The sequence below is a fragment of the Eoetvoesiella caeni genome (assembly GCF_003315175.1).
GTDB lineage: Bacteria > Pseudomonadota > Gammaproteobacteria > Burkholderiales > Burkholderiaceae_B > Eoetvoesia > Eoetvoesia caeni.
Genome location: NZ_QNRQ01000015.1, coordinates 50,693 through 74,479 on the forward strand (window position 1 = coordinate 50,693; position 23,787 = coordinate 74,479).

General features: G+C 60.2%; 18 protein-coding genes. 5 read left to right on the top strand and 13 right to left on the bottom strand.

Annotated elements, in window-relative coordinates; genetic code table 11:
- Nucleotide 1: 1 nt before the first annotated feature.
- The 6 genes from DFR37_RS19675 to DFR37_RS19700 form a co-directional block, all read right to left on the bottom strand.
- Entirely contained in the window at nt 2-1,456 is a 1,455-nt protein-coding gene (locus DFR37_RS19675) for an aspartate ammonia-lyase (RefSeq protein WP_113934896.1), read from the bottom strand.
- Between the two features lie 44 nt (nt 1,457-1,500).
- Entirely contained in the window at nt 1,501-2,769 is a 1,269-nt protein-coding gene (locus DFR37_RS19680) for a Zn-dependent hydrolase (protein ID WP_113934897.1), read from the bottom strand.
- 69 nt (nt 2,770-2,838) lie between these two features.
- Nucleotides 2,839-3,789, bottom strand: coding sequence for a dihydroorotate dehydrogenase (locus DFR37_RS19685; protein WP_113934898.1), 951 nt, complete (start codon nt 3,787-3,789; stop codon nt 2,839-2,841).
- Complete coding sequence (locus DFR37_RS19690; RefSeq protein WP_113934899.1) at nt 3,782-4,630, bottom strand: dihydroorotate dehydrogenase electron transfer subunit; 849 nt, start codon at nt 4,628-4,630, stop codon at nt 3,782-3,784. Before DFR37_RS19690 ends, DFR37_RS19685 begins: the two co-directional genes overlap by 8 nt.
- A 67-nt stretch (nt 4,631-4,697) precedes the next feature.
- Complete coding sequence (locus tag DFR37_RS19695) at nt 4,698-5,939, bottom strand: MFS transporter (protein ID WP_276330286.1); 1,242 nt, start codon at nt 5,937-5,939, stop codon at nt 4,698-4,700.
- A 174-nt stretch (nt 5,940-6,113) separates the two neighbouring features.
- Nucleotides 6,114-7,016, bottom strand: a complete 903-nt coding sequence (locus DFR37_RS19700; RefSeq protein ID WP_180148089.1) for a LysR family transcriptional regulator — start codon at nt 7,014-7,016, stop codon at nt 6,114-6,116.
- Between the two features lie 255 nt (nt 7,017-7,271).
- Between DFR37_RS19700 and mdlC the strand changes: the two genes are divergently transcribed.
- Nucleotides 7,272-8,900 (top strand): benzoylformate decarboxylase, encoded by a 1,629-nt coding sequence (gene mdlC / locus DFR37_RS19705; RefSeq protein ID WP_113934901.1) that lies wholly within the window; start codon nt 7,272-7,274, stop codon nt 8,898-8,900.
- Between the two features lie 39 nt (nt 8,901-8,939).
- Nucleotides 8,940-9,944 carry a Bug family tripartite tricarboxylate transporter substrate binding protein gene (locus DFR37_RS19710; RefSeq protein WP_113934902.1) on the top strand — a complete coding sequence of 335 codons (1,005 nt, stop codon included), beginning with the start codon at nt 8,940-8,942 and terminating at the stop codon, nt 9,942-9,944.
- 28 nt (nt 9,945-9,972) lie between these two features.
- Here the strand turns inward: DFR37_RS19710 and DFR37_RS19715 are convergent, their stop codons facing one another.
- Both DFR37_RS19715 and DFR37_RS19720 read right to left on the bottom strand, forming a co-directional pair.
- The gene (locus tag DFR37_RS19715) at nt 9,973-11,184 is read right to left on the bottom strand and encodes an MFS transporter (protein ID WP_113934903.1); all 1,212 of its coding nucleotides are present in this window, start codon (nt 11,182-11,184) and stop codon (nt 9,973-9,975) included.
- A 54-nt stretch (nt 11,185-11,238) separates the two neighbouring features.
- On the bottom strand, nt 11,239-12,129 hold the full coding sequence (locus DFR37_RS19720; protein WP_113934904.1) for an aldo/keto reductase: 891 nt from the start codon (nt 12,127-12,129) through the stop codon (nt 11,239-11,241).
- Between the two features lie 199 nt (nt 12,130-12,328).
- On the opposite strand from DFR37_RS19720, the gene DFR37_RS19725 reads away from it, so the two are divergent.
- Together DFR37_RS19725 and DFR37_RS19730 are read left to right on the top strand one after the other, a co-directional pair.
- A complete protein-coding gene (locus DFR37_RS19725; protein ID WP_113934905.1) occupies nt 12,329-13,780 on the top strand; it encodes an aldehyde dehydrogenase in 1,452 nt (483 codons plus the stop codon).
- A gap of 245 nt (nt 13,781-14,025) precedes the next feature.
- Nucleotides 14,026-15,297 (top strand): MFS transporter, encoded by a 1,272-nt coding sequence (locus tag DFR37_RS19730; RefSeq protein WP_113934906.1) that lies wholly within the window; start codon nt 14,026-14,028, stop codon nt 15,295-15,297.
- A gap of 216 nt (nt 15,298-15,513) precedes the next feature.
- On the opposite strand, the gene ilvD (DFR37_RS19735) is transcribed toward DFR37_RS19730, so the two are convergent.
- The 5 genes from ilvD (DFR37_RS19735) to DFR37_RS19750 form a co-directional block, all read right to left on the bottom strand.
- The gene (gene ilvD / locus DFR37_RS19735; RefSeq protein ID WP_113934907.1) at nt 15,514-17,199 is read right to left on the bottom strand and encodes a dihydroxy-acid dehydratase; all 1,686 of its coding nucleotides are present in this window, start codon (nt 17,197-17,199) and stop codon (nt 15,514-15,516) included.
- A 203-nt stretch (nt 17,200-17,402) separates the two neighbouring features.
- Nucleotides 17,403-19,271 carry a dihydroxy-acid dehydratase gene (gene ilvD / locus DFR37_RS19740; RefSeq protein WP_113934908.1) on the bottom strand — a complete coding sequence of 623 codons (1,869 nt, stop codon included), beginning with the start codon at nt 19,269-19,271 and terminating at the stop codon, nt 17,403-17,405.
- 240 nt (nt 19,272-19,511) lie between these two features.
- A complete protein-coding gene (locus DFR37_RS19745; RefSeq protein ID WP_211317302.1) occupies nt 19,512-19,829 on the bottom strand; it encodes a PsiF family protein in 318 nt (105 codons plus the stop codon).
- Nucleotides 19,830-20,141: 312 nt separating this feature from the next.
- Nucleotides 20,142-20,273 carry a putative transporter small subunit gene (locus DFR37_RS23170; RefSeq protein WP_211317294.1) on the bottom strand — a complete coding sequence of 44 codons (132 nt, stop codon included), beginning with the start codon at nt 20,271-20,273 and terminating at the stop codon, nt 20,142-20,144.
- A 17-nt stretch (nt 20,274-20,290) separates the two neighbouring features.
- Nucleotides 20,291-21,946, bottom strand: a complete 1,656-nt coding sequence (locus DFR37_RS19750) for a sodium:solute symporter family transporter (RefSeq protein ID WP_113934910.1) — start codon at nt 21,944-21,946, stop codon at nt 20,291-20,293.
- An 855-nt stretch (nt 21,947-22,801) separates the two neighbouring features.
- Between DFR37_RS19750 and DFR37_RS19755 the strand changes: the two genes are divergently transcribed.
- Entirely contained in the window at nt 22,802-23,608 is an 807-nt protein-coding gene (locus tag DFR37_RS19755; RefSeq protein WP_242341912.1) for a creatininase family protein, read from the top strand.
- Nucleotides 23,609-23,787: the final 179 nt, after the last annotated feature.

Genomic DNA, 23,787 nt, shown 5'->3' on the forward strand with positions numbered 1-23,787 from the left:
ATCAGAGTTTCTCCGTAGACGGCGTTGCAGGCGGTTCAGACGTTAAATGCTCGATGTTGTAGGCCCACGGCTGGGTCAGGACTTCGTGGCGCAGCGCCTGGTCAAGCTGCACCGGCGTCATCAACTTGCGCGCCAGCACGACTTCGCGCACGCTCGTGCCGTTGGCATAGGCTTCGCTGGCCACCGATGTGGCGGCTTCGTAGCCGATATAAGGATTCAGGGCCGTAACCAGCGCGATCGAGTTTTCCATGTTCGCCAGCAGCTTGGCCGGGTTGGCGGTAATGCCTTTGATGCAAAGCTCGGCCAGCGTGTCGCAGCCGTTCGTCAGGTACTTGAAGCTGCGGAACAAGGCGCTGGCAATAATGGGCTCGAAAGCGTTGAGTTGCAATTGCCCGCCCTCGGCCGCAAAAGTTACCGTCAGGTCGTTGCCGAATACTTCGAAGGCAATCTGATTCACGACTTCGGGGATAACGGGATTGACCTTGCCCGGCATTATGGAAGAGCCCGCCTGCATGGCGGGCAAGTTGATCTCGCCGAAGCCGGCGCGCGGGCCGCTGGACAGCAGGCGCAAGTCGTTGCATATTTTCGACAACTTGACGGCAATGCGCTTGAGCACGCCCGACAGCTGCACGAAGTCGCCGCAGTCCTGGGTCGCTTCGATCAGGTTCGGTGCGGTAGACAAGTCGATGCCGGTAATTGTTCTAAGCGCGGCCAGGGCCTTGGCCGCATAGGCCGGGTGCGACGTAATGCCCGTGCCGATGGCGGTCGCGCCCAGGTTGATCTCGCGAATCAATAGCTCGGCCCGGCGCAGGCGCTCCATGTCCTCTTCCAGCATCAAGGCATAGGTAGAGAATTCTTGGCCCAAGGTCATGGGCACGGCGTCCTGCAACTGGGTGCGGCCGATTTTAAGCAGGCCGGCAAACTCGACCGCCTTGGCGGCGAATTCCGCGCGCAAATGATCCATGGCTTGCAGCAGGCGATGCACGCCCAGGCAGGTGGCAATGCGTATGGCGGTAGGATAGACGTCGTTGGTGCTCTGGGCCATGTTGACATCTTCGTTCGGGTGCAAATACTGGTATTCGCCTTTTTGATGCCCCAGGATTTCAAGCGCCCGGTTGCAGATGACCTCGTTGGCATTCATGTTGGTGGACGTTCCGGCCCCGCCCTGGATCACATCGACGACGAACTGGTCGTGCAATGCGCCCTTGCGCACTTCCTCGCAGGCAGCCGCAATGGCCTGGTATTTCTGTTCCGGCAAAAGGCCCAGCGCGTGGTTTGCCTCGGCGGCGGCCTGCTTGACGGCCGCCAGGGAAAAAATAAGTTCCGGGTACGTCGAAACGGTAATGCCGGAAATCTGGAAGTTCTCTTTTGCGCGCAATGTATGAACGCCGTAATACACGTCGGCAGGAACCTCTCGATACCCCAATAGGTCGTGCTCGGTGCGAAACAATGTCATATGGCCTCTTGTTGACTAGGTATTGTCGGGTTTTGTCCGGACATTCAGGTCCGGGCCCGCGGCAGCTCGTCCAGCGTATCGCTCAGGACCTGCACACCCAGCATGAAATCGTCGATTTCCATTGCTTCATGGGGATTGTGCGAACCGTTCTGGTTACGCACAAACAACATTCCGCTGGGAATACCGGCGTTGGCAAACAACGAGGCGTCATGGCCGGCGCCGCTGGGAATCACCTCGTAGGGGACATCCTGTGCGGCGCACGCATTTGACAATACCTTGCAGATGCCCTCGTCCATGGTGGCCGGGTCGCTGAGCAAACGGCGGTCGAACTCGAAGCGCACCCCGCGCTCGCGGCTTATCGCCGCGCATTCGGCATGCATTAATTGATAAAAGGCTTCGAGCGTATCGGTGCTTTTGCTGCGGGCTTCAAGGCTGAAGTTTACCCGACCGGGGATTCGCGAGATGGAATGCTCGGCCGGATCGGTGTTGACCATGCCCGTGGTCACGACCAGGTCGGTGCCTCTTTCGAGCAGTACGCGCCAGTGTTCGTCCAGCCGCATGATCAGGTCGGCCACGGCAAACATGGCATCGTGGCGCAGCCAGCGCGGCACCACGCCCGAGTGCTGCGCATCGCCCAGGCAGGCCACATGGTTGTGCCTCACATTGCCGCGTATGCCCGAAACCACCGCCAGCGGCAATTCGCGCGCCACCATCACGGGTCCCTGCTCGATGTGCAGTTCAAGGTAAGCCTTGATGCGAGACTTGTCGAACAGCACTTCGCCCGCGCGTATGGCCGCGACATCGGCCCCGGCTTTTTCCATGTAATTGGCCAGCGTGTCGCCGGTGGCGCGCTGGGTCAGTTCCAGATCGGCCGGCGTAAGCTTGCCCAACAAGGCGCTCGAGCCCATATAGGCTTTGCCGAACCAGGCGCTTTCTTCGCCCCGGAAGGCAATGGTCTCCAGCGGCAGGGCCTCGGTGCTGCCTTCGCGCTGGCGGGCGATCATGCACAGCAGCCCGGCCACGACGCCGGCCAAGCCGTCGTAATTGCCGCCCTGCGGCACGGAATCGATATGCGAGCCGACCCAGACGGCGGGGCCATCGGCCGCAGCGCCTGGCCGGCGGAAAAGCAGGTTGGCGGCGCGGTCGGCTTGCACTTCAAGCCCTTCGGACAAAGCCAGGTCGCGCAGATAGTCGCCGGCTGCCGATTCGCCGCGCCCGAAGCTTTCGCGCGTTACGCCCACGCCATCGAACGTCAGCTCGCGCACGTCGGCGAAGATTTTTTCGGCCAGGGATCGGAACTGAAGAAGATTCATGATGGTCGCTGGTAAAAGTGAAGTAACAGCCTTCGCGCCACTGGCAGGCGCCGGGCGCGAAGCCGGAATTCAGCCCGACTGCTGGGCGAAGCGCAGCCAGCGATCGGACAACTGGCGATCGAGTTTGACCTGGCCGGTGAGCTCATGGATGCTTTGAACACCCATTTCCTCGCAATAAGCCGTCAAGCCATCGATGATTTTCTGCATGATGCCCGGGTCGACGAACGAAGCCGTCCCGACCTGCACGGCGCTGGCGCCCGCCAGCATGAATTCAACCACGTCCTCGGCGGTGCAGATGCCGCCGCAGCCAATGATCGGTATGCGCACGCTGCGATAGCACTGATGCACCATGCGCAGGGCGATGGGCTTGATGGCCGGCCCCGAGAGCCCGCCCATGACGTTGCCCAGCTTGGGCTTGCGGGTACGCACGTCGATAGACATGCCCAAGACGGTATTGCCCATGACGATGGCGTCGGCACCGGCCTCTTCGGCCGCTTTGGCCACAGCCGCCACATGCGACGCATTGGGCGTCAACTTGGCCCAGAATGGATGATTCGTGCTGCGCCGGATGGCGCTGACCGCTTTATAGGTGGTCTCGGGGTCCATGGCGAACGCCATGCCGTCGGCCTCGAGATTGGGGCACGAGATATTGGCTTCGATGACGGCGACTTCGGGCAGCGACATTTCAGCAACCGCCTGGGCGAACTCGTCGACCGTGTCGGCCGAAATGGACACAACCACAGGCGTATCGAACTGGGTATACGGCGGCAGCACTTTGCTGCGGTAATAGGCCAGGCCCTTGCTGGGAATGCCGATGGAATTGAGCATGCCGCTGGGCGTCTCGGCGACGCGCGGCGTAGGATTGCCCGCACGGCTTTTGGGCGAAACGCTTTTAATTACCAGGGCGCCCAGGTTATTGAAATCGAGGGCTTCGGAATACTCGATGGCAAAACAGCCCGACGCGGGCATGACCGGGTTGCGCAGACTCAGCTCGCCAACCTTGACTTTCAAATTAGCCAAACTCCACCTCCCCAACCACATCGCGTATGGAAAATACCGGACCTTCGCGGCAGACGCGCAAGAATTGCTTGTCGCCTTCTATGTCGAACATGCGCACACAGGAAAGGCAAACGCCCATGCCGCAAGCCATGCGCTGTTCCATGGCGACCTCGCCGCGCGTTTGCGGGTAGTCGGCCAGCACGCGTTGAAGCAGCATCAGCAGGCGGTGCGAGCCGCAGGTATAGACAACGTCGTAGTGCTCCTGGTCCAGCAGGCGGCGCACCAGCGCCTCGACCGCTTCGACCGAGGACGTGCCGTCGCTGTCGTACACGCAATGCACTTGCGCCGGAGCGCCGCGCAGGAATTCCTCGCGCATCAAGTCCTTGGGCTCGCGCGCCGACATGATCGCGGTAATGCCTATGCCGGCCGCGGCGGCGTACTGTAATAGCGGCGCCATGGTGGCCAGGCCCACACCGCGGGCCAATACCAGAATGCGCTTGTACTGCGGCTCCAGGACAAAGGTGTTGCCCAGGGGCCCGACGATGTCCATGTGGTCGCCGACGTTCAGGCTGGCCATGGCGGCCGTGCCCACGCCCGTCACGTTGTACAGGAATTCGATGGTGCCCGGCTCCGGACCGACCCCGTATACGCTCATGGGGCGCAGCAAAAAAGGCTGCTGCTCGTCGGTGACAGGGCATTTGAGTTGATAAAACTGGCCCGGCTTGGTGACGCCGGCCAAGTCGGACTGGGCCGAAAGACGTATGTATTTGTAGCGATCATTCACCCAGCGGTGTTCGACTACTTCGCACCGGTGAGATGCCACGTTCTCCGCATTCCGATGAAAACAGGCGTTATCGGTCATGGAGGTTCCTCATTCAATAAAACAACAGCCGGAAGGCAAAGCCCTCCGGCGCCAAACCAATACTGCGTTATTCCAGTTCCACGCCCTTGAGTTCGGGGATAAGGAATATTGTTGCGATCATGTCAATGACATAAATGGCTGCCAACAAGGCAATGGCCGTCTGGAAGGAATACATGACAGCCAGGCCGCCCACGACCACCGGACCAAAGCCCCCGACTGCGCGGCCGATATTGAACAGTGTGTTCTGTGCAGTGGCGCGCGCTTCAGTGGGATAGGCTTCCGACATCAAGGCGCCGTAGCCGCCCAGCATGCCGTTGACGAATACACCCATCAAGGCGCCGGCCCACAGCATGGTGATGGGGTCGGTCAGTTGCGAGTACACCAGCACCATAACGACTGCACCGGCCTGGAACAGCAGGAAGCTGGGCTTGCGGCCGATGCGGTCGGCCAAGTGGCCGAACACCCAGATGCCGATGGCCATGCCGATAATGGTTACCGAGGTCCACATGGCCGACTTGGTCAGGTTGAAACCCATTTGCTTGGCCAGATAGCTGGGCATCCAGATCATGATGCCGTAGTAGCCGAAGTTCTGGACCGAACACAAAATAGCGATGCCGACGCTGACCTTGGTGGTCTTGACGTCCTTGACCAGCAGCTTGAACGCCCTGCTTTTGCCTTTGTTCTCGATGCTGCGCACAAAGACTTCGGGCTCATGCAGGTGGCTACGGACGAACCAGGCAACCAACGCGGGGATCACACCGACCAGGAACATGCCGCGCCAGCCGATATGCGGCAGCAAGAAAGGCGTAACCAGCGCGGCGGCCAAAACGCCGGCCTGCCAGCCCAAAGCCACATACGAGGACACGCGTGCGCGATGCCGGGCCGGCCAGGCTTCGGCAGCCAGGGCCATGCCGATGCCGAACTCGCCGCCCAAGCCTATGCCGGCAATGGTTCGGTAGATAAGCAGATCCCAGTAGCCCTGCGCAAAAGCGCACAGGCCGGTAAAGACCGCAAACAGGACGATAGTCCAGGTAAGAACGCGGATGCGTCCGTAATAATCGCTTAACGCACCGAAAATAATACCGCCGGCAACGGCGCCTATAAGCGTCCAGGTAACCAGCGAACCAGCTTCGCCCGGCCCCAAATGGAGGTCGGCCGAAATGGCGGCCAGCATGAAACCAAGAATCAGTAAGTCGAACCCGTCCATAGCGTAGCCCAGGGCGGAGCCGGTAAGCGCTTTCCAGCTATAGCTGGTTACCTCGGCAGGGTTGGCGGAGGCACTTGCCGCCGGTATTGTTCTAGCTTCCACTTTTCATCGCTCCTTTGAAGATGCTCGAGAGTTGCCTTGTCTCCGGCGGACATATTTTTGAAGCCGGATTCGTATAATTTTAGATATTAATCTTAATTTTGAGATTTTTACAGAAAATAATTATGAGTAGAAACCCTTAGTTACAGGCTTTCCTACCAGGTCGGAATACGGATATCAGGGCTTTTCGGCAAAGAGTTCAACGGCCAATTGGCGAAACCAACGATTGCCCGGGTCGCTCTCGAATCGGCGGCTCCAGTGCAAAGACACCACAAAATCGCGTAGCGGGAATTCGGGCTCGATAATGGCGTAGCCGCCGCCCTGGGCAAAATTACGCGCAATATTGCGCGGCATGACCACGCACAGGTCGGTGGCGCGCACTATGGCGGGCAGCACCACGAAATGCTCGGTTGTCAGGCGCAGCCTGTCTTCCAGGTTGAGCAATTGCAAAATGCGCAGAATATTCGTATGGGTGCGCACCGCAACGAAATCCAGCTTGTGCAAGTCGCCCAAAGTGACCCGGCTGCCGCGGCGCTGCAAGTAAGGATGGCCTTCGCGCATCAGGACCACGTAACGGTCGTTCAGCAGCCTTTCGGATTGTGTTTCTTTGATGTTGGGCAAGAAGCCGAAGGCGAAATCGATGCGCCCGCTGTCAAGCGCATCGGCAATATCGGCCGCCGCCACGGGGCGCGTTTCGATGCGCACGCCGGGCGCTCTTTCGCGCAGCGCCACCAGGATCTCAGGAAGAAAGCGGCCTTCGCCGATGTCGCTCATGTGAATGCGAAATGTGCGACGGGATTCCTGCGGGTCGAAAATGCTGGACTCGTTAAGCGCCTGGTCAAGCGTGCCCAGGGCGCTTTGCACGGCAAGCGCCAGCCTGTCGGCGCGCGGCGTGGGCCGCACCCCGCCCCCGGCGCGTACAAACAGGGGGTCGCGCAGCAAGACACGCAGCCGCGCCAGACCCTGGCTGGCCGCGGGCTGGCTCATGTGCAGTACCTCGGCCGCACGGCTGACGCCACGCATGCGATAGACCGCGTCGAAAAGGCGAAGCAGGTTGAGATCGACGTCTTTAATATTCATAATAATAATATTAGATATTAGGTTTATTGTATTGGATTATATTTAAAGACACCAGATAATTGACGCTGACCCATGTTGGCATTCTCGCTGCTCCGGTTCCTTCCGCAACATGCGGTTTCAGGCATAAGCAGCCTGGAACGCATGCCAGTTTTACGCAATACCAGCAGGATACTCGCCAAGTCGGGTATTTCACCACGTTGCAGCCGCCGATAACAGCGCCGGCCCGCAGCGAACACAGGAATCACAGGAACACCTATGTCCAAGTCGCCAGTTAAACCGGCCCGCCCCGCTACTGCCACCTCTTCCGAGACCAGCCGCCCCACCGTTCGCCACGCCGTCATCCAGCTGTTGCGCGACTTCAACATGACCACCATATTCGGCAACCCCGGCTCTACCGAGTTGCCGCTGTTCCTGGACTTCCCGCCCGACTTCCGCTATCAGCTTGGGCTGCAGGAAGCGGTTGTCGTCGGCATGGCCGACGGCTATGCCCAGGCCACGCGCAACGCCGCCTTCATCAACCTGCACTCCGCCGCCGGCGTAGGCAACGCCATGGGCGCCATTTTTACCGCCTACAAAAATGGCACGCCGCTGGTCATTACGGCCGGCCAGCAGGCTCGCGCCATCCTGCCCTACGACCCTTTCCTGTCTTCGGCCAATGCCGCCGAACTGCCCAAGCCCTACGTAAAATACAGCATCGAACCAGCGCGCGCCGAAGACGTTCCGCAGGCTCTTGCACGCGCCTACTATATGGCCATGCAGCAGCCTTGCGGGCCGGTGCTGGTTTCCATTCCCGCCGACGACTGGGCGCGGCCCTGCAGCTATGTCGAGCCGCGCATGGTCAGTACCGCCATCGCCCCCGAACCCAAAGTATTGGAACACATGGGGGCAGCGCTTGACGCCTGCCAGCGTCCGGCCTTCGTCGTGGGCTCGGGCGTCGACCGCGACAGCGCCTGGGACAGCGTGCTGCAATTGGCCGAGCGCCACAACGCCCGGGTCTGGACCGCGCCCATGTGTTCGCGCGCCGGCTTTCCAGGCGACCATCGCCTCTTTGCGGGCTACCTGCCCGCCGAGCGCGAAAAAATCGTTGCGCTGCTGGGCGGCCACGATCTTATTCTGGTGCTGGGCGCACCAGCCTTCACCTACCACGTTGAAGGCACGGGCCCGCATATTCCCGAAGGCGCATCTTTGTTCCAAATGGTCGACGACGCAAACATCGCAGCCTGGACGCCGAACGGCACCTCGCTGATATGCAGCACCGACCTTGGAGTCCAGGCCTTGCTGAACCGCCCCGCTCCGCCCGCCCGCCCCTTGCCCGAGGCCAGGCGCCAGCCTGCCCGCGCCGAACCCTCCAGCCCCATGTCGGTTGCCTATCTGCTGCAAACCCTGGACGAAGTCCGTGCGCGCGATTCCATCATTGTCGAAGAAGCCCCCAGCGCGCGCCCCGTCATGCATCGCTACATGCCGATTTATCTAAGCGAAACCTTCTACACCATGGCCAGCGGCGGCCTGGGCTACGGCATGGCGGCCACCATCGGAGTAGCGCTGGGCAAGCCCGGCCGGCGCATCATCAGCCTTATTGGCGACGGCTCCAGCCTGTATACATTCCAGGCGCTCTGGAACGCAGTCCAGCTCAAGCTGCCCATCACGTTCATCATCGTAAAAAACGGCCGCTATGCGGCGCTTGAAGAATTCGCGCCAACCTTTGGCTTTGAACCGGGCAGCCAGCTTGAAGGATGCAGCCTGCCGGGCATCGACTTTGTGGCGCTGGCCAAGGGCATGGGCTGCAAAGCCGTCCACGTGGACGACGCCGCCGCGCTGCACGATGCCTTGCGCACCGGGCTGCAGTCGGACGGCCCGGTCTTGCTGGAAATCGACGTGGCCTAACTGAAATTACAACAACAGCTTTCACGCATGGAGACAAACATGAACATAATCCAGTCACTTCCCCGGAGTCTATTTCAACGCCGCGCCCTTGCCCTAGGGCTGGTTCTGGCCGGCTGCCTGGGCGGCATCGGCATCGCCCAGGCGCAAAACTATCCCACCAAGCCGGTCAAGGTCATCATCAACTTCCCGCCGGGCGGCGTTGCTGATCAAGTGGCACGCAGCATCACCATGAGCCTGTCTGAAACCATGGGCCAACCTTTTGTCGTTGAGAACAAGGCGGGTGCCGGCGGCAATATCGGCGGCGAAGCCGCCGTGCGTTCGCCCGCGGACGGCTATACGCTTTTGATGACATCGGGCGGCATGGTGTCCATCAATCCCGCCATCTACCCGAAAATGACCTTCGATCCGGTCAAGGACCTGACCCCTGTCGCCGCCGCGGCCCGGGTATTGGTCTATCTTGAAGTCAAGCCCGACCTGCCCGTCAAGGACGCCAAAGAATTCATCGCCTATCTCAAGGCCAATCCTGGCAAGCTTTCCTACGGCTCGCCGGGCAACGGCTCTTCCCCGCACCTGGCCGGTGAGCTGTTCAAGGAAAAGGCCCAGGTCGACGCCGTGCACGTGCCCTACCGCGGCGCCGCCCCTGCCATGCAGGACCTGATGGGCGGCCAGATCGATTTCATGTTCGATCCGGGCATCGGCCTGCAAAACGTCAAGGCGGGCAAGCTGCGGCTGCTGGCTATCGGCAGCATGAAACGTTCGCCGTTGTTTCCCGATGTACCCACGCTGGACGAAGTGGGGCTGAAGGACTTCACGGCCGACACTTATTTCGGATTCTATGCGCCCACCGGCACTCCGGCGGCCATCATCGAAAAGCTAAATACCGAAATCAACAAGGTCGTGCGCTCGGATGCCTTCCGCGACCGCCTGCTTAATATGGGCGGCGAACCCGCGCCCATGACCCCGAAAGAGTTCGGCGATAAAGCACACGAAGACACTGAGCGCTTCGGCAAGCTTATCCACGACCGCCACATCATGGGCGGCTAAGCGTTCTTCGTGCAGCCGCTGCATGGGTTCACCCGCGCAGCGGATCTGCCTGGCGCGGCCAGGCCAATATGGCCAGGGCCAGCATCAGGCAGCCGATAAGCGCCGAATAAACATAAATGGCCGGCTCCAGGCCAATGCTGTCCGCCAACAAGCCCACCGCGATGATAGGCGCGGTAGCCCCCATATAGGCAGCCAGAAAATACGTGGACATATTGGCCGTGCGCCTGCCTTCATCGGCGCTGATTCCCGCAATGACAGCCGAGCTCATGAAAGCATAGCCTTGCCCCACGCCAACCGACAGCATACCCACCGCAAGCACAACCACGTTATGAACCGCCAAGCCCGCCACCAGCAATGTCACCGCAATGATGAAGCCCAGCATGCCCAGCACCATTCCCCTGAAAGGGTGGACGTTGCGCTGGGTCAATTGGATGGTCACGCAGGCCGAAGCCATCAGCAAGAATGCCAGGCCTACCACCAATGGCCCCTTCCAGGGCAAGGCCGTCCGCAGCAAGGACGGCACCATCGAGGCAAACAGGCTGCCCACCGCGAACGTGGCAAAGCCCGAGCCGCAAGCCAGGAAAAAGGTGCCGCGCCGCGCCGCGCCCGGCAGGGCCAGTTGCGGGCTGATGGACAGCGGCGCACGTATATACGGGCCCATCAGCAAGGTCCGGTACTTCAATACCAGCAGCATATTAAGAAGGGCGGCCGCAAACACCACGATATACGGCAGGATCAAGGGCGCAATGCCGATCTGGGCCAAAGAGCCGCCGATTACCGGCCCCAAACCGAAGGCAACGCTGATGGCCATGGAAGTCGTAACCGCAGCCACATGCCGGTCGCGCTTTGGATGAGCCTCGGCCAGCGCCACGACGCTGGTGGTCGTAAGCAGCCCATTGCCGAAACCGATAATGAAGCGCGCAATAATCAGCAGCGTAATGCCGCTGGCAATTGCCGACAAGAACAAGCCCAGCATCAGCATCGACAAAGAAATCATGACGATACGAAAACGCCCCAGCGTATCGGACAGGCGCCCAAAGCAAATAAGCGAGGGCAGCACGCCTATCATGTAGGCCGTAAAAATATAGCTCAGGGCGCTGGGCTGGATGCCCCATGCGGTCTGGTACAAGGGATACAGCGGCGTGGGCAGCGAACTGGCCGAAAAACAAAGGCCAAGGGCCGAGGCAACAGCCATGAAGCCGCCCCAGCGGCCAAGCTGGCTGCGTGTCGCAAATATCATGTACACATTCCAATTAGCATAAGGCGCAATTATAAAGCCCTATGCGGCATGCCGTCAGCGAATGCCATTGCGCTCGAATTCTTCCCGCCCCTCGCGGTCCAGCGCGGCGAATTCTTCTTTGGACAAACGCACTGCCGCGCCGGCGACATTTTCCTGCAAGTGGGCAAGGCGCGAGGTGCCGGGAATGGGCAGCATGACGGGGCTGCGCGCCAGCACCCAGGCCAGGGCAAGCTGCCCCTGCGAAACGCCGTGGGTCTTGGCGATGCCGTCCAGCAGCGAGCCCGGCTTGGCCAGCACGCCGGCCGCCAGCGGATGCCAGGGAATGAAGCCGACACCGTGCTTTTCGCAATACTCAAGCACGGCTTCGCTGGTGCGATCGATAAGGTTATAGCGGTTTTGCACCGTGGCAACCTTGAAGTACGGCGCCGCGGCCTCGATGTCTTCAACGTTTATTTCGCTAAGCCCGACATGGCGGATCAAGCCTTCTTTTTGCATTTGCCCAATGCAATCGAACTGCTCTTCGCGCGGCACTTGCGCATCGATACGATGCAACTGCCACAAGTCGATTTGCTCGCGCCCCAGTCGGCGCAAGCTCATAAGCACGCATTGGCGCAGATACTCCGGCCGCCCTACCGGCTTCCACAGATCGGGGCCGTGGCGGGTAAGACCGCCCTTGGTGGCCACGACCATGCCCGAAAACGGATGCAGCGCCTCGCGCAGCAAGTCTTCGCTGACAAAAGGCCCATAGCTGTCGGCGGTGTCGATAAAGTTCACGCCCAGCTCGGGCAATGCCCGCAACACGCGCAAAGCCTCTTTGCGGTCGGCCGGCTCGCCCCATATTCCCTTGCCGGTAATGCGCATTGCGCCAAAGCCAAGGCGGTGGATGGCAATATCTCCGCCCAGCTTAAAGGACCCGGCCGAAGATGCTAAAATCTGATTACTCATGGGGTATGCTCCTTATTGAACCCGAACGCAATGCACCTATTATTGCAGCATGTGTCTGGGGCAACGCACGCAAGCGCAAACCGCCTTGCAGGCCGCCTGCAAACCTCTTGAAGCCGGAAGCCACGGGCAAAGAAATACTGCCTGAACACGGCCCTGTCAACCGTAACACTTATTCCATAACAACTTAACGGAGTTTTCCATGACTGCCATTTCATTGTTGATCAACGGCCAAAAAAAACAAGCCAGCAACGGCGCTACATTCGAGCGGAAAAACCCTCTTGACGGCAGCGTGGCCACAACCGCCCCAGCCGCCACCGTTGACGACGCCATTGCAGCAGTCGAAGCCGCATCCAAGGCCTTTCCCATCTGGTCGGCCATGGGACCCAACGAGCGCCGGGCATTGCTTATCAAAGCCTCGCAGGCCCTGCAGGCCAAGGCCGACGCCTTCATTGCCGCCATGGCCGGAGAAACCGGCTCTTCGGCCATGTGGGCGGGCTTCAATGTACAGTTGGGCGCCAGCACCCTGCTCGAAGCCGCCGCGCTGACCACACAAGTCAGCGGCGAAGTCATTCCTTCGGACGTGCCCGGCAACCTGGCCATGGGCATGCGCCAGCCAGCCGGTGTGGTGCTGGGCATGGCACCATGGAACGCCCCCATCATCCTGGGTGTGCGCGCCATTGCCACGCCGCTGGCCTGCGGCAATACGGTGGTGCTGAAAGGCTCAGAGATCTGCCCAGCCACGCACGGCCTTATCATCGAAGCCTTCCAGGACGCCGGCCTGCCCGAAGGCGTGGTCAATTTCATCACCAACGCCCCGGCCGATGCCGGCTCGCTGGTCGAGGCCATGATCGCCCACCCGGCCGTGCGCCGCGTGAACTTCACCGGCTCTACCCGCGTTGGCCGCATCATTGCCAGCGCTTGCGCCAAATATCTCAAACCCGTTGTGCTGGAACTGGGCGGCAAAGCGCCGCTGGTCATTCTTGACGACGCCGACCTTGACCAGGCAGTCGACGCCGCCGCCTTCGGCGCCTTCGCCAATTCGGGGCAAATTTGCATGTCGACCGAACGCATTATTGTCGACGAAAAAATCGCCGACGAATTCGTTGCCCGCCTGACCGCAAAAGCCAAAAGCCTGCCCTTGGGCGATCCGCGCAAAGGCCCCGCCGTCCTGGGCTCCGTCGTAGACATGAGCACCGTCCACCGCTGCAACGATCTTATCGACGACGCACTGGCGCAAGGCGCCAAGCTGCTGTGCGGCAACAAGGCCGAGAACACGCTGATTCCTGCCACGCTGCTTGACCACGTCACGCCGTCCATGAAGATATACAGCGAAGAATCCTTCGGCCCGGTCAAAGGCATTGTGCGCGTCAAAGGTGTGGAAGAAGCCATTGCCGTGGCCAACGACAATGCCTACGGCCTGGCGTCCGCGGTATTCGGCAAGGACATTGCCCGCGCAATGCAGGTGGCCAAGCGCATTGAGTCCGGCATCTGCCATATCAACGGCCCCACCGTGCACGACGAGGCTCAAATGCCGTTCGGCGGCGTCAAGGACAGCGGCTTCGGGCGTTTCGGCGGCAAGGCCGGCATCGAAGCCTTTACCGAGCTGCGCTGGATGTCCATCCAAACCACACCGCGCCACTACCCGTTCTGAACACGCACGGGGCGCGCGGCCCCGCCGCCTGCTTTTCCGGTAAACGCCCTGGTTCTACAACCAGGGCGTTTCCGCTTCAAGGCCTTCTTTCAGCCAATGCCTTGCATCCACGCATTTGCGGCCAGAGCGCCGATCTTTGCGCCCGACGGTTGCGTCCGGCTCGGCTTCGGCGTCATACTCATGCCCACGCCCGTCTCTTCGAAAATACAACGATGGGATAAAAATATGCACGAGACCAAGCTTTCATGACTACAAAACTCCAGTCGCTTCCCGATTCGCCCTACGCGGTATTTCGCCTGATCGTCACCTTGGCCTTGATTACCCTGGGAAGCAGCGGCATGTATGTAATTGCCGTAGTGCTGCCGTCGGTCCAGGCCGACTTCGGCGTGGACCGCGCCGATGCCTCGTTGCCTTACACGGTCATGATGATAGGTTTCGGCTTGGGCGGCATGTTCATGGGCTGGCTGTCCGACCGCTACGGCATCATGCTGCCACTGCTTATTGGGGCGGTGGGCATGGGGTTAGGCTACGCCGCGGCGGCGGCCTCGGGCAATATCTGGATGTTTACGCTGGTTCATGGCGCGCTTATCGGCCTGATCGGCAGCTCGGCCACATTCGCGCCGCTCATTGCCGATACATCCATGTGGTTCATTCGCCGGCGCGGCATCGCCGTGGCCGTATGCGCCAGCGGCAATTATGTCAGCGGCGCCATCTGGCCGCCCATAGTGCAGCACTTCGTTTATGAAATCGGCTGGCGGCAAACTTATCTGTACATGGGGCTTTTCAGCTTTTTGGCCATGGCTGGGCTGGCCTTGCTGATGCGCCGCCGGCCCCCTTCCCAGCCCATGCACCAGCCGTTGGCCGCAAACGGCCCGGCCAGCGCCGCAACGCAATCGTCGCGCCCTTTCGGGTTCTCACCCGGCACGGCGCAATTGCTGCTTAGCATTGCAGGGATAGGGTGCTGCGTTGCCATGGCAATGCCCCAGGTACATATCGTAGCCTATTGCTCCGACCTGGGCTACGGTGTGGCGCGCGGGGCCGAAATGCTGTCCCTCATGCTGGTCTGCGGCATCGTCAGCCGGCTGGTGTCGGGTGTCATCTGCGACCGCATCGGCGGGCTGCGCACCTTGCTGCTGGGCTCCGGCCTGCAAATGCTGGCCCTGTTTCTGTTCCTGCCTTTCGACGGGCTGGTTTCCCTTTATATTATTGCGGCGCTTTTCGGCCTGTTCCAGGGCGGCATCGTGCCTTCGTACGCGATCATCGTGCGCGAACACTTTTCGCCCAAAGAGGCGGGTGCCCGAACCGGCACCGTCATCATGGCCACCATGTTGGGCATGGCCCTGGGCGGCTGGATGTCGGGCAAAGTCTACGACCTGACGGGCTCGTATCAGGCGGCGTTTCTTAATGGCATAGGCTGGAACCTGCTGAACTTGCTGATCGTCATCATGCTGCTGCGGCGAACGCTGCGGCCGGGCGCCGCTGAAATGGGGGCGCTAAAAGCCGGACACCGCGCTTGATGCCGTTTACGCTGAAGCAACTGCAAGGCCGCCCCAACAACAAACCGGGGCGGATCCTTTTGCAAGAACCCGCCCCGCCATTGCCAAATGCACCCCACAGAATGCATTTTGCAAACCATGCGCCAGGCAGGCCCTCTGACCAAACCCTACCGGCTGCCCCCTGCCAGGATAGCCGGCAAGTGGGGATTTGACTCAGAGCACCTGGGTCGGAAAGTCCTAGAAATTATCCAGGACAGCGCCCGTGCTGGCGGTTGAACAATTGAAAGCGAACTTGGCCTGCACGCCGCGGGTATAGCGCGGCGCGGGCGCCTTCCAGGCCTTGCGCCGGACGGCAATTTCGTCTTCGGGCACATTCAACTGAAGCAAGTGTTGATGCGCGTCGATGGTAATGGAATCGCCCTCGTGAACCAGCGCAATATAACCGCCCACCGCCGCCTCGGGCGCCACGTGACCGACCACCATGCCCCAGGTGCCGCCGGAAAAACGCCCGTCGGTAATAAGGCCCACCGAATCGCCCAACCCCGCGCCGATAAGCGCGCTGGTGGGGGCCAGCATTTCGGGCATGCCCGGCCCGCCTTTGGGGCCCAGATAGCGCAAGACCATGACGTCTCCCGCCTTGATCTGCCCCTTCAGAATGGCGGCCAGTGCACTTTCCTCGTCGTCGAATACGCGTGCCGGCCCGGTCATGACGGGATTCTTCAGCCCTGTGATCTTGGCTACACAGCCTTCGGGAGACAGATTGCCTTTAAGTATGGCCAGATGGCCTTCTTTGTACAGCGCTTTGTCCAGAGGACGGATAATGGTTTGATCCGCTGGTGGGACATCGGGAATATCGGCCAGGGTTTGCGCCATGGTCTTGCCGGTGATTGTCATGCAGTCGCCGTTGAGCAGGCCGGCATTGAGCAGCAGCTTCATGACCTGGGGCACGCCGCCGGCGCGATGGAAGTCGACAGCCAGGTAATGCCCGCTGGGTTTCAGGTCGCAAATGACCGGCACCTTGCGGCGTACACGCTCGAAATCGTCGATGCTCCATTCGACTTCGGCGGCATGGGCAATGGCCAGGATATGCAGCACGGCATTGGTGGAACCGCCGGTAGCCATGACAACGCTGACGGCGTTTTCAAGAGACTGGCGCGTGACGATGTCGCGCGGCTTCAAGTCCAGTTCGATGGCCTTCAGAAGAACCCGCGCCGACTCGGCCGCCGAGGCGACCTTTTCGTCGTGCACATTGGCCATGGTGGAGGAATACGGCAGGCTCATGCCCATGGCTTCGAAAGCGGAGCTCATGGTGTTGGCGGTATACATGCCGCCGCAGGAACCCGGCCCCGGAATGGCATGCAGCTCGATCTGCTTGAGTTCGGAAGCGCTCATGCGCCCCGCGGCGTTTTCGCCCACGGCCTCGAACACGCTGACGATATTCAGGTCTTTGCCATGCAAACGGCCTGGAAGTATGGTGCCGCCATACACATAGATGGAAGGCACATTGGCGCGCAGCATGCCCATCATGCCGCCCGGCATGTTTTTATCGCAGCCGCCGATAACCAGCACGCCGTCCATCCACTGGCCCTGCACACAGGTTTCAACGCAGTCGGCGATGACTTCGCGCGAGACCAGCGAATACTTCATGCCCTCGGTACCCATGGCCATGCCGTCGGAAATCGTAGGGGTGCCGAATACCTGGGCGTTGCCGCCGTTTTGCTCGATGGCCTCGATGGCTGCATCGGCCAGGCGCTGCAAGCCGCTGTTGCAAGGCGTAATAGTGCTGTGCCCGTTGGCCACGCCCACCATGGGCTTGGCGAAGTCTTCTTCTTTGTAGCCCAGCGCGTAGTACATGGAGCGATTGGGCGCCCGTGCCGCGCCTTGAGTAATATGGGCAGAGCGTAAGCGCTTTGTCGTGGTCATGCATTTCTCCCGGGATAAGGGCACAGTGTCGCACCGACCCCCGGTATTTTCAACCGGATTGAGAACAGGGTGATTGCCGCGGACAAGCAACGGGCGTCCCGTCGGCGATGGCTGCAATGCCGGCCATATCGGATGCAGCGCCGCCGCGAGGCGAAAAAAGGGGCCGAAACCAGCCCTTTTTCGCTGAAAGAACTGTCGCGCGCCTAGCGGCGTTTGCTCAGTTGGCTGACATCGCGCACGGCGCCGCGGTCCGCGGAAGTGGCCAGGGCTGCATAGGCTTTCAACGCTTGCGAAACGACGCGCTCGCGATTCAAAGGCTGCCAGGCCTGTTCGCCGCGCGCCTCCATGGCGGCACGGCGGTCGGCCAGTTCCTGGTCGCTGATCGCGAGGTTGATCGTACGATTGGGAATGTCGATTTCAATCGTGTCGCCATCGTTGACCAGGCCGATATTGCCGCCTTCGGCCGCCTCGGGCGAGGCGTGGCCTATGACAAGCCCCGAAGACCCGCCCGAAAAGCGGCCGTCGGTCAGCAAGGCTGAACTGGCGCCCAGGCCTTTGGACTTCAGGTAGGAAGTGGGATAGAGCATCTCCTGCATGCCGGGACCGCCCTTGGGGCCTTCGTAGCGGATGATGACGACGTCGCCTGCCTTGACCTGGCCGTTGAGTATGCCTGCTACAGAATCTTCCTGGCTTTCGTAAACCCGGGCGATGCCGGTAAAGGTCAGGATGCTGTCGTCCACGCCCGCCGTCTTGACGATGCAGCCATTGGGAGCCAGGTTGCCGTAAAGTACGGCAAGGCCGCCATCTTGCGAATAAGCGTGTTCTTTGGAGCGGATGCAGCCGTTTTGGCGATCCAGGTCCAGGGTGCTGTATTGCCGGTCCTGGCTGAAGGCCACCTGGGTGGGTATGCCGCCGGGCGAGGCTTTATAGAAGGTGTTGATCTCGTCGCTGACCGGCGAGCCGCCCACGTCCCAGGTCGCAATGGCCTGGCCCAGGGTGCCGCTATGCACGTTGCCGACATCCAGATTGAGCAGATTGGCGCGCGCCAACTCGCCCAGAATGGCCATGATGCCGCCCGCGCGGTGCACATCTTCCATATGGTATTTGTCGGTGGCGGGCGCGACCTTGCACAGGCACGGAACGCGCCGCGAAATGCGGTCGATGTCCGACATGGTGAATTCGACCTCGGCTTCCTGTGCCGCCGCAAGCAGGTGCAGAACCGTATTGGTGGACCCGCCCATGGCAACATCCAATGTCATGGCATTTTCGAACGCTGCGACGCTGGCAATGCTGCGCGGCAAGACGGATTCATCGTCCTCTTCGTAGTAGCGCTTGCACAAGTCCACAATCAGGCGGCCGGCCTCTTCGAACAAGCCTTTGCGGCGCGCATGGGTGGCAAGCACCGTGCCGTTGCCAGGCAAGGCCAGGCCCAATGCTTCGGTCAGGCAGTTCATGGAGTTGGCGGTGAACATTCCGGAACATGAGCCGCAGGTAGGACAGGCGCTGCGCTCGATCTGGTCAACCTCGGCGTCGCTGACGCTGGAGTCCGCCGCCTTGACCATGGCGTCGACCAGGTCCAGCTTCATCAGGATTTTCTTGGTGCCGGGGTCAATGACTTTGCCCGCTTCCATCGGGCCGCCGGAAACGAACACCACGGGAATGTTAAGCCGCATGGCCGCCATCAGCATGCCCGGGGTGATTTTGTCGCAGTTCGAAATGCACACCATGGCATCGGCGCAGTGGGCATTGACCATGTACTCGACCGAATCGGCGATGAGTTCTCGCGACGGCAACGAATACAGCATCCCGCCGTGGCCCATGGCAATCCCGTCGTCGACGGCGATCGTGTTGAATTCCTTGGCCACACCGCCCGCCGCCTCGATGTGGCGCGCCACCAACTGTCCCATGTCCTTCAAGTGGACATGGCCCGGTACGAACTGGGTAAAAGAGTTGACGACGGCAATGATGGGCTTATTGAAATCGCCGTCTTTCATGCCGGTAGCGCGCCAAAGAGCGCGCGCGCCAGCCATGTTGCGGCCGTGGGTCGAGGTACGGGAACGGTATTGCGGCATAGGGCTTCTCTGATGTGACAGTCGGTAAACCCAAGATATTAACAAGGATCACCGCGCCCCGCCGCTTGCCGAGAGGCTAAGGGGGCTTTGCGCCGAAAACGGCACTGCCCCGGAGGGCTTTGCGCCGAAAACGGCACTGCCCCGGAGGGCTTTGCGCCGAAGGCAGCGCGACCCCGGCGGGCTTTGCGCCGCCTTCGGCGCGACCCGGCAGGCTTTGCGCCGAAAACGGCGCGAAACCAATTACTTGGCTTTTAAGCAGGTGCTCATGAAGGTTTTGCGTTTGTCGCCGGACAGGTTTTGCGTGGCGGCCTGGGCGTTGCAGTCTTTCATGCGTTGCTGGGATGAGGTAAGGGCCTTGCCGTTGGCGGCTGTTTCGCCCTTCAGGCAGGAACTCATGAAGGTCTTGCGTTCGTCGCCTTTTTTACCCTTGGCGTCGGCATTGCACTTGACCATGCGCTGCTGCTGTTCTGTTTGAGCTTTTGAAGGCGTTGATTTTGCCGGTGCAGTTGCGGTAGAGCCGCTTTGGGCCGACGTCTGTGCCAGGGCAGGCACTGCCATGGCTCCGCTGAGTATGGCGGCAAGAACTAAACCACGAGTCGAAATGCGCATATAACACCTCATAAAGGTAACACCGAAGAATCGGTGTGCCTATATTGACTCGCAGTTACAATCCGCGCAAGCGCCAAAAGGTGTCAAAAAGCTATTTTGTGGTGGAAGATGGATCCCGGCCCTCTGGCCGGAACCTCTTCAAACAATTTTTATCAGCCGTTGAAACATAGCGCCTACTGTTAATCGTAATCTCAAGGACCGGTCGCCTTGAAGCCTGCCTGCCCCGGGCCTCAAGGCTTTCCTGTTCCTTGAAGGCCCTCGTTACAGCATGTCCCCGCCGTTTTTGCGCGCATCCAGGACGTCCTTGGCAAAGGCGGCCAGCAACAATAACAAGACAACGGCCGAAAGAACGGGCCAAACCAGAATATAAGCAGTCAAACCAAAAACAGTCATTTTTACTCCTTGAAAATTTACGTGCGGGCCAGCGCCGCGGTGCTGCGCTGGAACGACACGACGCGCTCGTCAAGCAAGTCGAAATCGAAGCGCTGGTTGCTGCGCAGGCTTACCGTCACGCACACTATTGCGCTGACGCCATACGAAGTCAGGGCACTAAGCAGTACCGCGTAGTCGCGCAAGAACCCGATGCTGTAGGGCAACATGGCCGCCGCCGCCAGCAAGCCGCAAATCGCGCCAACTTTCTTGCCGAAAAAGCCGAAAGCCATCAGGCCGGCCACAACGCCCACGCCCACCGTGGCGAATAATTCGAACACCACGGCAATGGCGCCCGTCATGGGCAGCAGTTCGAAGCGTGCAACGACAAACATTGCCACCGCGCTGCCTACAGCCAGCGTGAATGCCTTATTGGTGATCCTGTCCCAGTAAAAGCTCATGATGACCGGGAACACAATGGCGCCCCATAAAGCGCCGACAAACACCAGCATCATCAGGATATCCAGGCGCAGACTTGCAAAGACCACGCCCAGCATCGTCGCCGCAACCATGGTAAAACGGCCCCAGAACAGCATGCGCTTGGGATTGGGGGTTCCGCGCGCCAGGCTCTTGCCGTAGATATCGGTCATGACAATGGCGGACAAGGCACAAAGGTCGGCGTCCGCCGTCGATGACAGCGAGCCGATAACCAGCACAAAAAACAGGCCGATGGCGAACGGCGGCAAGTAGGTGGAGGCCATCTGCGGAATGATGTTGTTCATATTGCCGTCCAGCGGCTTGAGGCCGATGAACAGCGCCAGCAAGCCCAGCATGCCTAGGCCGATCACAATAGCGCCGTAGCCCACCGTGGCGGTAATGAACGTCGGCCGAATCAAGTCTTCGCGCACCGCAAAAAGCCGCTGGGCGATCGTCTGGTTGCCGATGGCATACGCCAGCACGGCAACCAGATATGGCGCGCCTTGCTGCAAGAATGCTTCGGTGGAAAAGAAATCGCTTTGCGCCAGGCTAAGATTGGGCATATTCGCCGCCAGCATGTCCGGGCCGCCCAGGTTGAAGAAAATCAACGGAATGATTACGACGGCGGCAATGATCATGGCTATGAGCTGGGCAAAATCGGTCAGCACCGACGCCCGGAATCCCGACCAGATCGTATACGACAACACGCCCACGCCGGCTATCAGAACGCCTTGTATGAAACTTAACGGGCTAAGTACCGAAACCAGGGCTCCGGCCGCCGTGAAGTTGACCATCAGGCTGATACAGCTGCCGATAATATTGGATATGGCCAGTATCATCTGGCTGGACTTGCCGTGGCGTGCATACATGATCTCGGCCAGCGTATGCGCCTTGGGCGCCAGCTTGCGAAAGCGCATGCCGAAGGGATAAATGAAAAGTATCATCAGCGCGCCCCACAGGCCGTAATGGATAGGGCCCGATATCCCGAACTTGTATCCCGCGCTGGCGCTGGCGTAGAAAGAGGCGGCCCAGATCCAGGTTGCGATCATGCTGGCCGCTGAAAGCCCAAAGCCGATGGCATTGTTCGAAACCATATAGCCATCGACATTCTCGTGCCTTTTGCCGATTATCAAGGACATCAGGAAAGTGGCCAGATAAAAGCCGGCCAGCAGCAGTATGGTGGTAGACGTAGATAGCTGAAATAGTGCCGTCTCGTGCATGCGTCAATAATCCTTCAAGAGCGTGTTATCTGTCTGGTTCGTAGTGAAATAAGCGATAAACAACATTGATGCCGTTCACGCCCGAAGGCGGCGGGAGGCATAGCCCCGCAAAGCACCGGCTTGCAATTGGCCACGGCTGCGCCCGGCCTGGACAACCCCGTCGGGGCCGGACAAGCCGAAGAAAATAAAGAACACGAACGGGTGCCCTTCGCAGCGCGCAGCAAAAGACCTTGACGGTCTGAATTTATTGCAGCGGGTGCAGTGTGCCGCCGATCGATGCCGGCTGGCGGTGTATCGCAGCCCGAAGGCTGGTGTTGATTCGGCCGAACGGCCGGGCCACTGCAAAGCGGCCTTATGAATTTGCCTGCCAAAAAACAAGCCATGTCGAGCATGGCCGAGGAGCAAGGCAACACATGTTGCGGTATAAAAACAACAAACGTAGAGGGCATTCTACTGCGCAATGTGTCGCGCGTCTACAACAGTTACATCTTACGGCGTAAATTGCGGAACCCTGTCCAACGCGCAGCGCGGCCATCGGCGCCGATACGGCGGGTTTGGCACGTGCTTGGGCGGCCTTTCTTTGTACCGACCCGGTCAGCGATCCAGCGCGAAAAAATAACGCGCTGTTTCAAAAAGTATTCATAATATCGAAACTGAGGACGTCTAAAACGACGGTCGATTTCCGGTGTAAAAAACGAGTACGTTCAAGGCAAGATTATGTTGGACCGCAGCGTCTCCCTGCTTTTTATCAAGGCTCTGCGGGCTTTTTAGATAAATGTGAACACCTTGCCGACGCCCGACCCTTACTCGTTCTGCAAAAACGCCGTGACCTTTGTGCTTCACCGGAGCCCATTTTTGCGTGCGGCCATCATGGCCCTGGCTTTATGGGCGGCGGCGCCAAGCCAGCCCGCCTGGTCGAAAGCAGGCGGCGTGTTTCTTGAAAACCTGACCTGGACCGAAGTGCGCGACGATTTGCGCGCGGGCAAGACCACCATCATTATCCCCGTGGGCGGCACCGAGCAAAGCGGCCCGCACATCGCCCTTGGAAAACACAATGCGCGCGCCAGGGTATTGGCGGGAAAAATCGCGACGGCTCTGGGAAATGCACTGGTGGCGCCGGTAATCGCCTATGTTCCTGAAGGCTCGATTACGCCGCCCGCCGCGCACATGCGGTTTGCGGGCACCATTTCCATATCGGACGACACCTTCAAAAGCCTGTTGAGTTCGGCCGCCCGAAGTTTCAGGCAGCACGGCTTTACCGATATTGTCCTGATAGGCGACCACGGCGGTTATCAGTCCCAGTTGAAGGCGGTCGCCACGCGCCTGAACCGCGAATGGGCTGGAACACGCACCCGTGCGCACTATATAGCCGAATACTACAAGGCCGCAGACATCGATTTTCCAAAAATCCTGCGGGACAAAGGCTATACCGACAAGCAGATTGGCGTGCACGCCGGCCTTGCCGACACGTCGCTGACGATGGCCCTCGATGCCGGCTTGGTCGAACAAGAAAACACAGCGCGCGCGGCGCGGGAAGGAAAGGCTGCGGGCGTTGACGGCGATCCCAGGGCTTCCAGCGCGGCGCTGGGGCAACTGGGCGTTGATTTGATCGTTGCAAAAACCGTGGCTGCGATTCGCAGCGCCCAGAATGAGCAGCGCTGAATTCCTTATCTTTTATACAACGACATCTTCGGTGCGGACCAAAGGTTGAAGACTTCTTATGCTTAAGTATCGTCATGCGGCGGCTGCCGCCTTGTTTGCCGTCTCGGGCTCGGGCGCATTATGGGCCGTGGCCCAGACCCACCCCGCCACCGAGCCCGAGCCTCCGGTCCCGGCCGCGC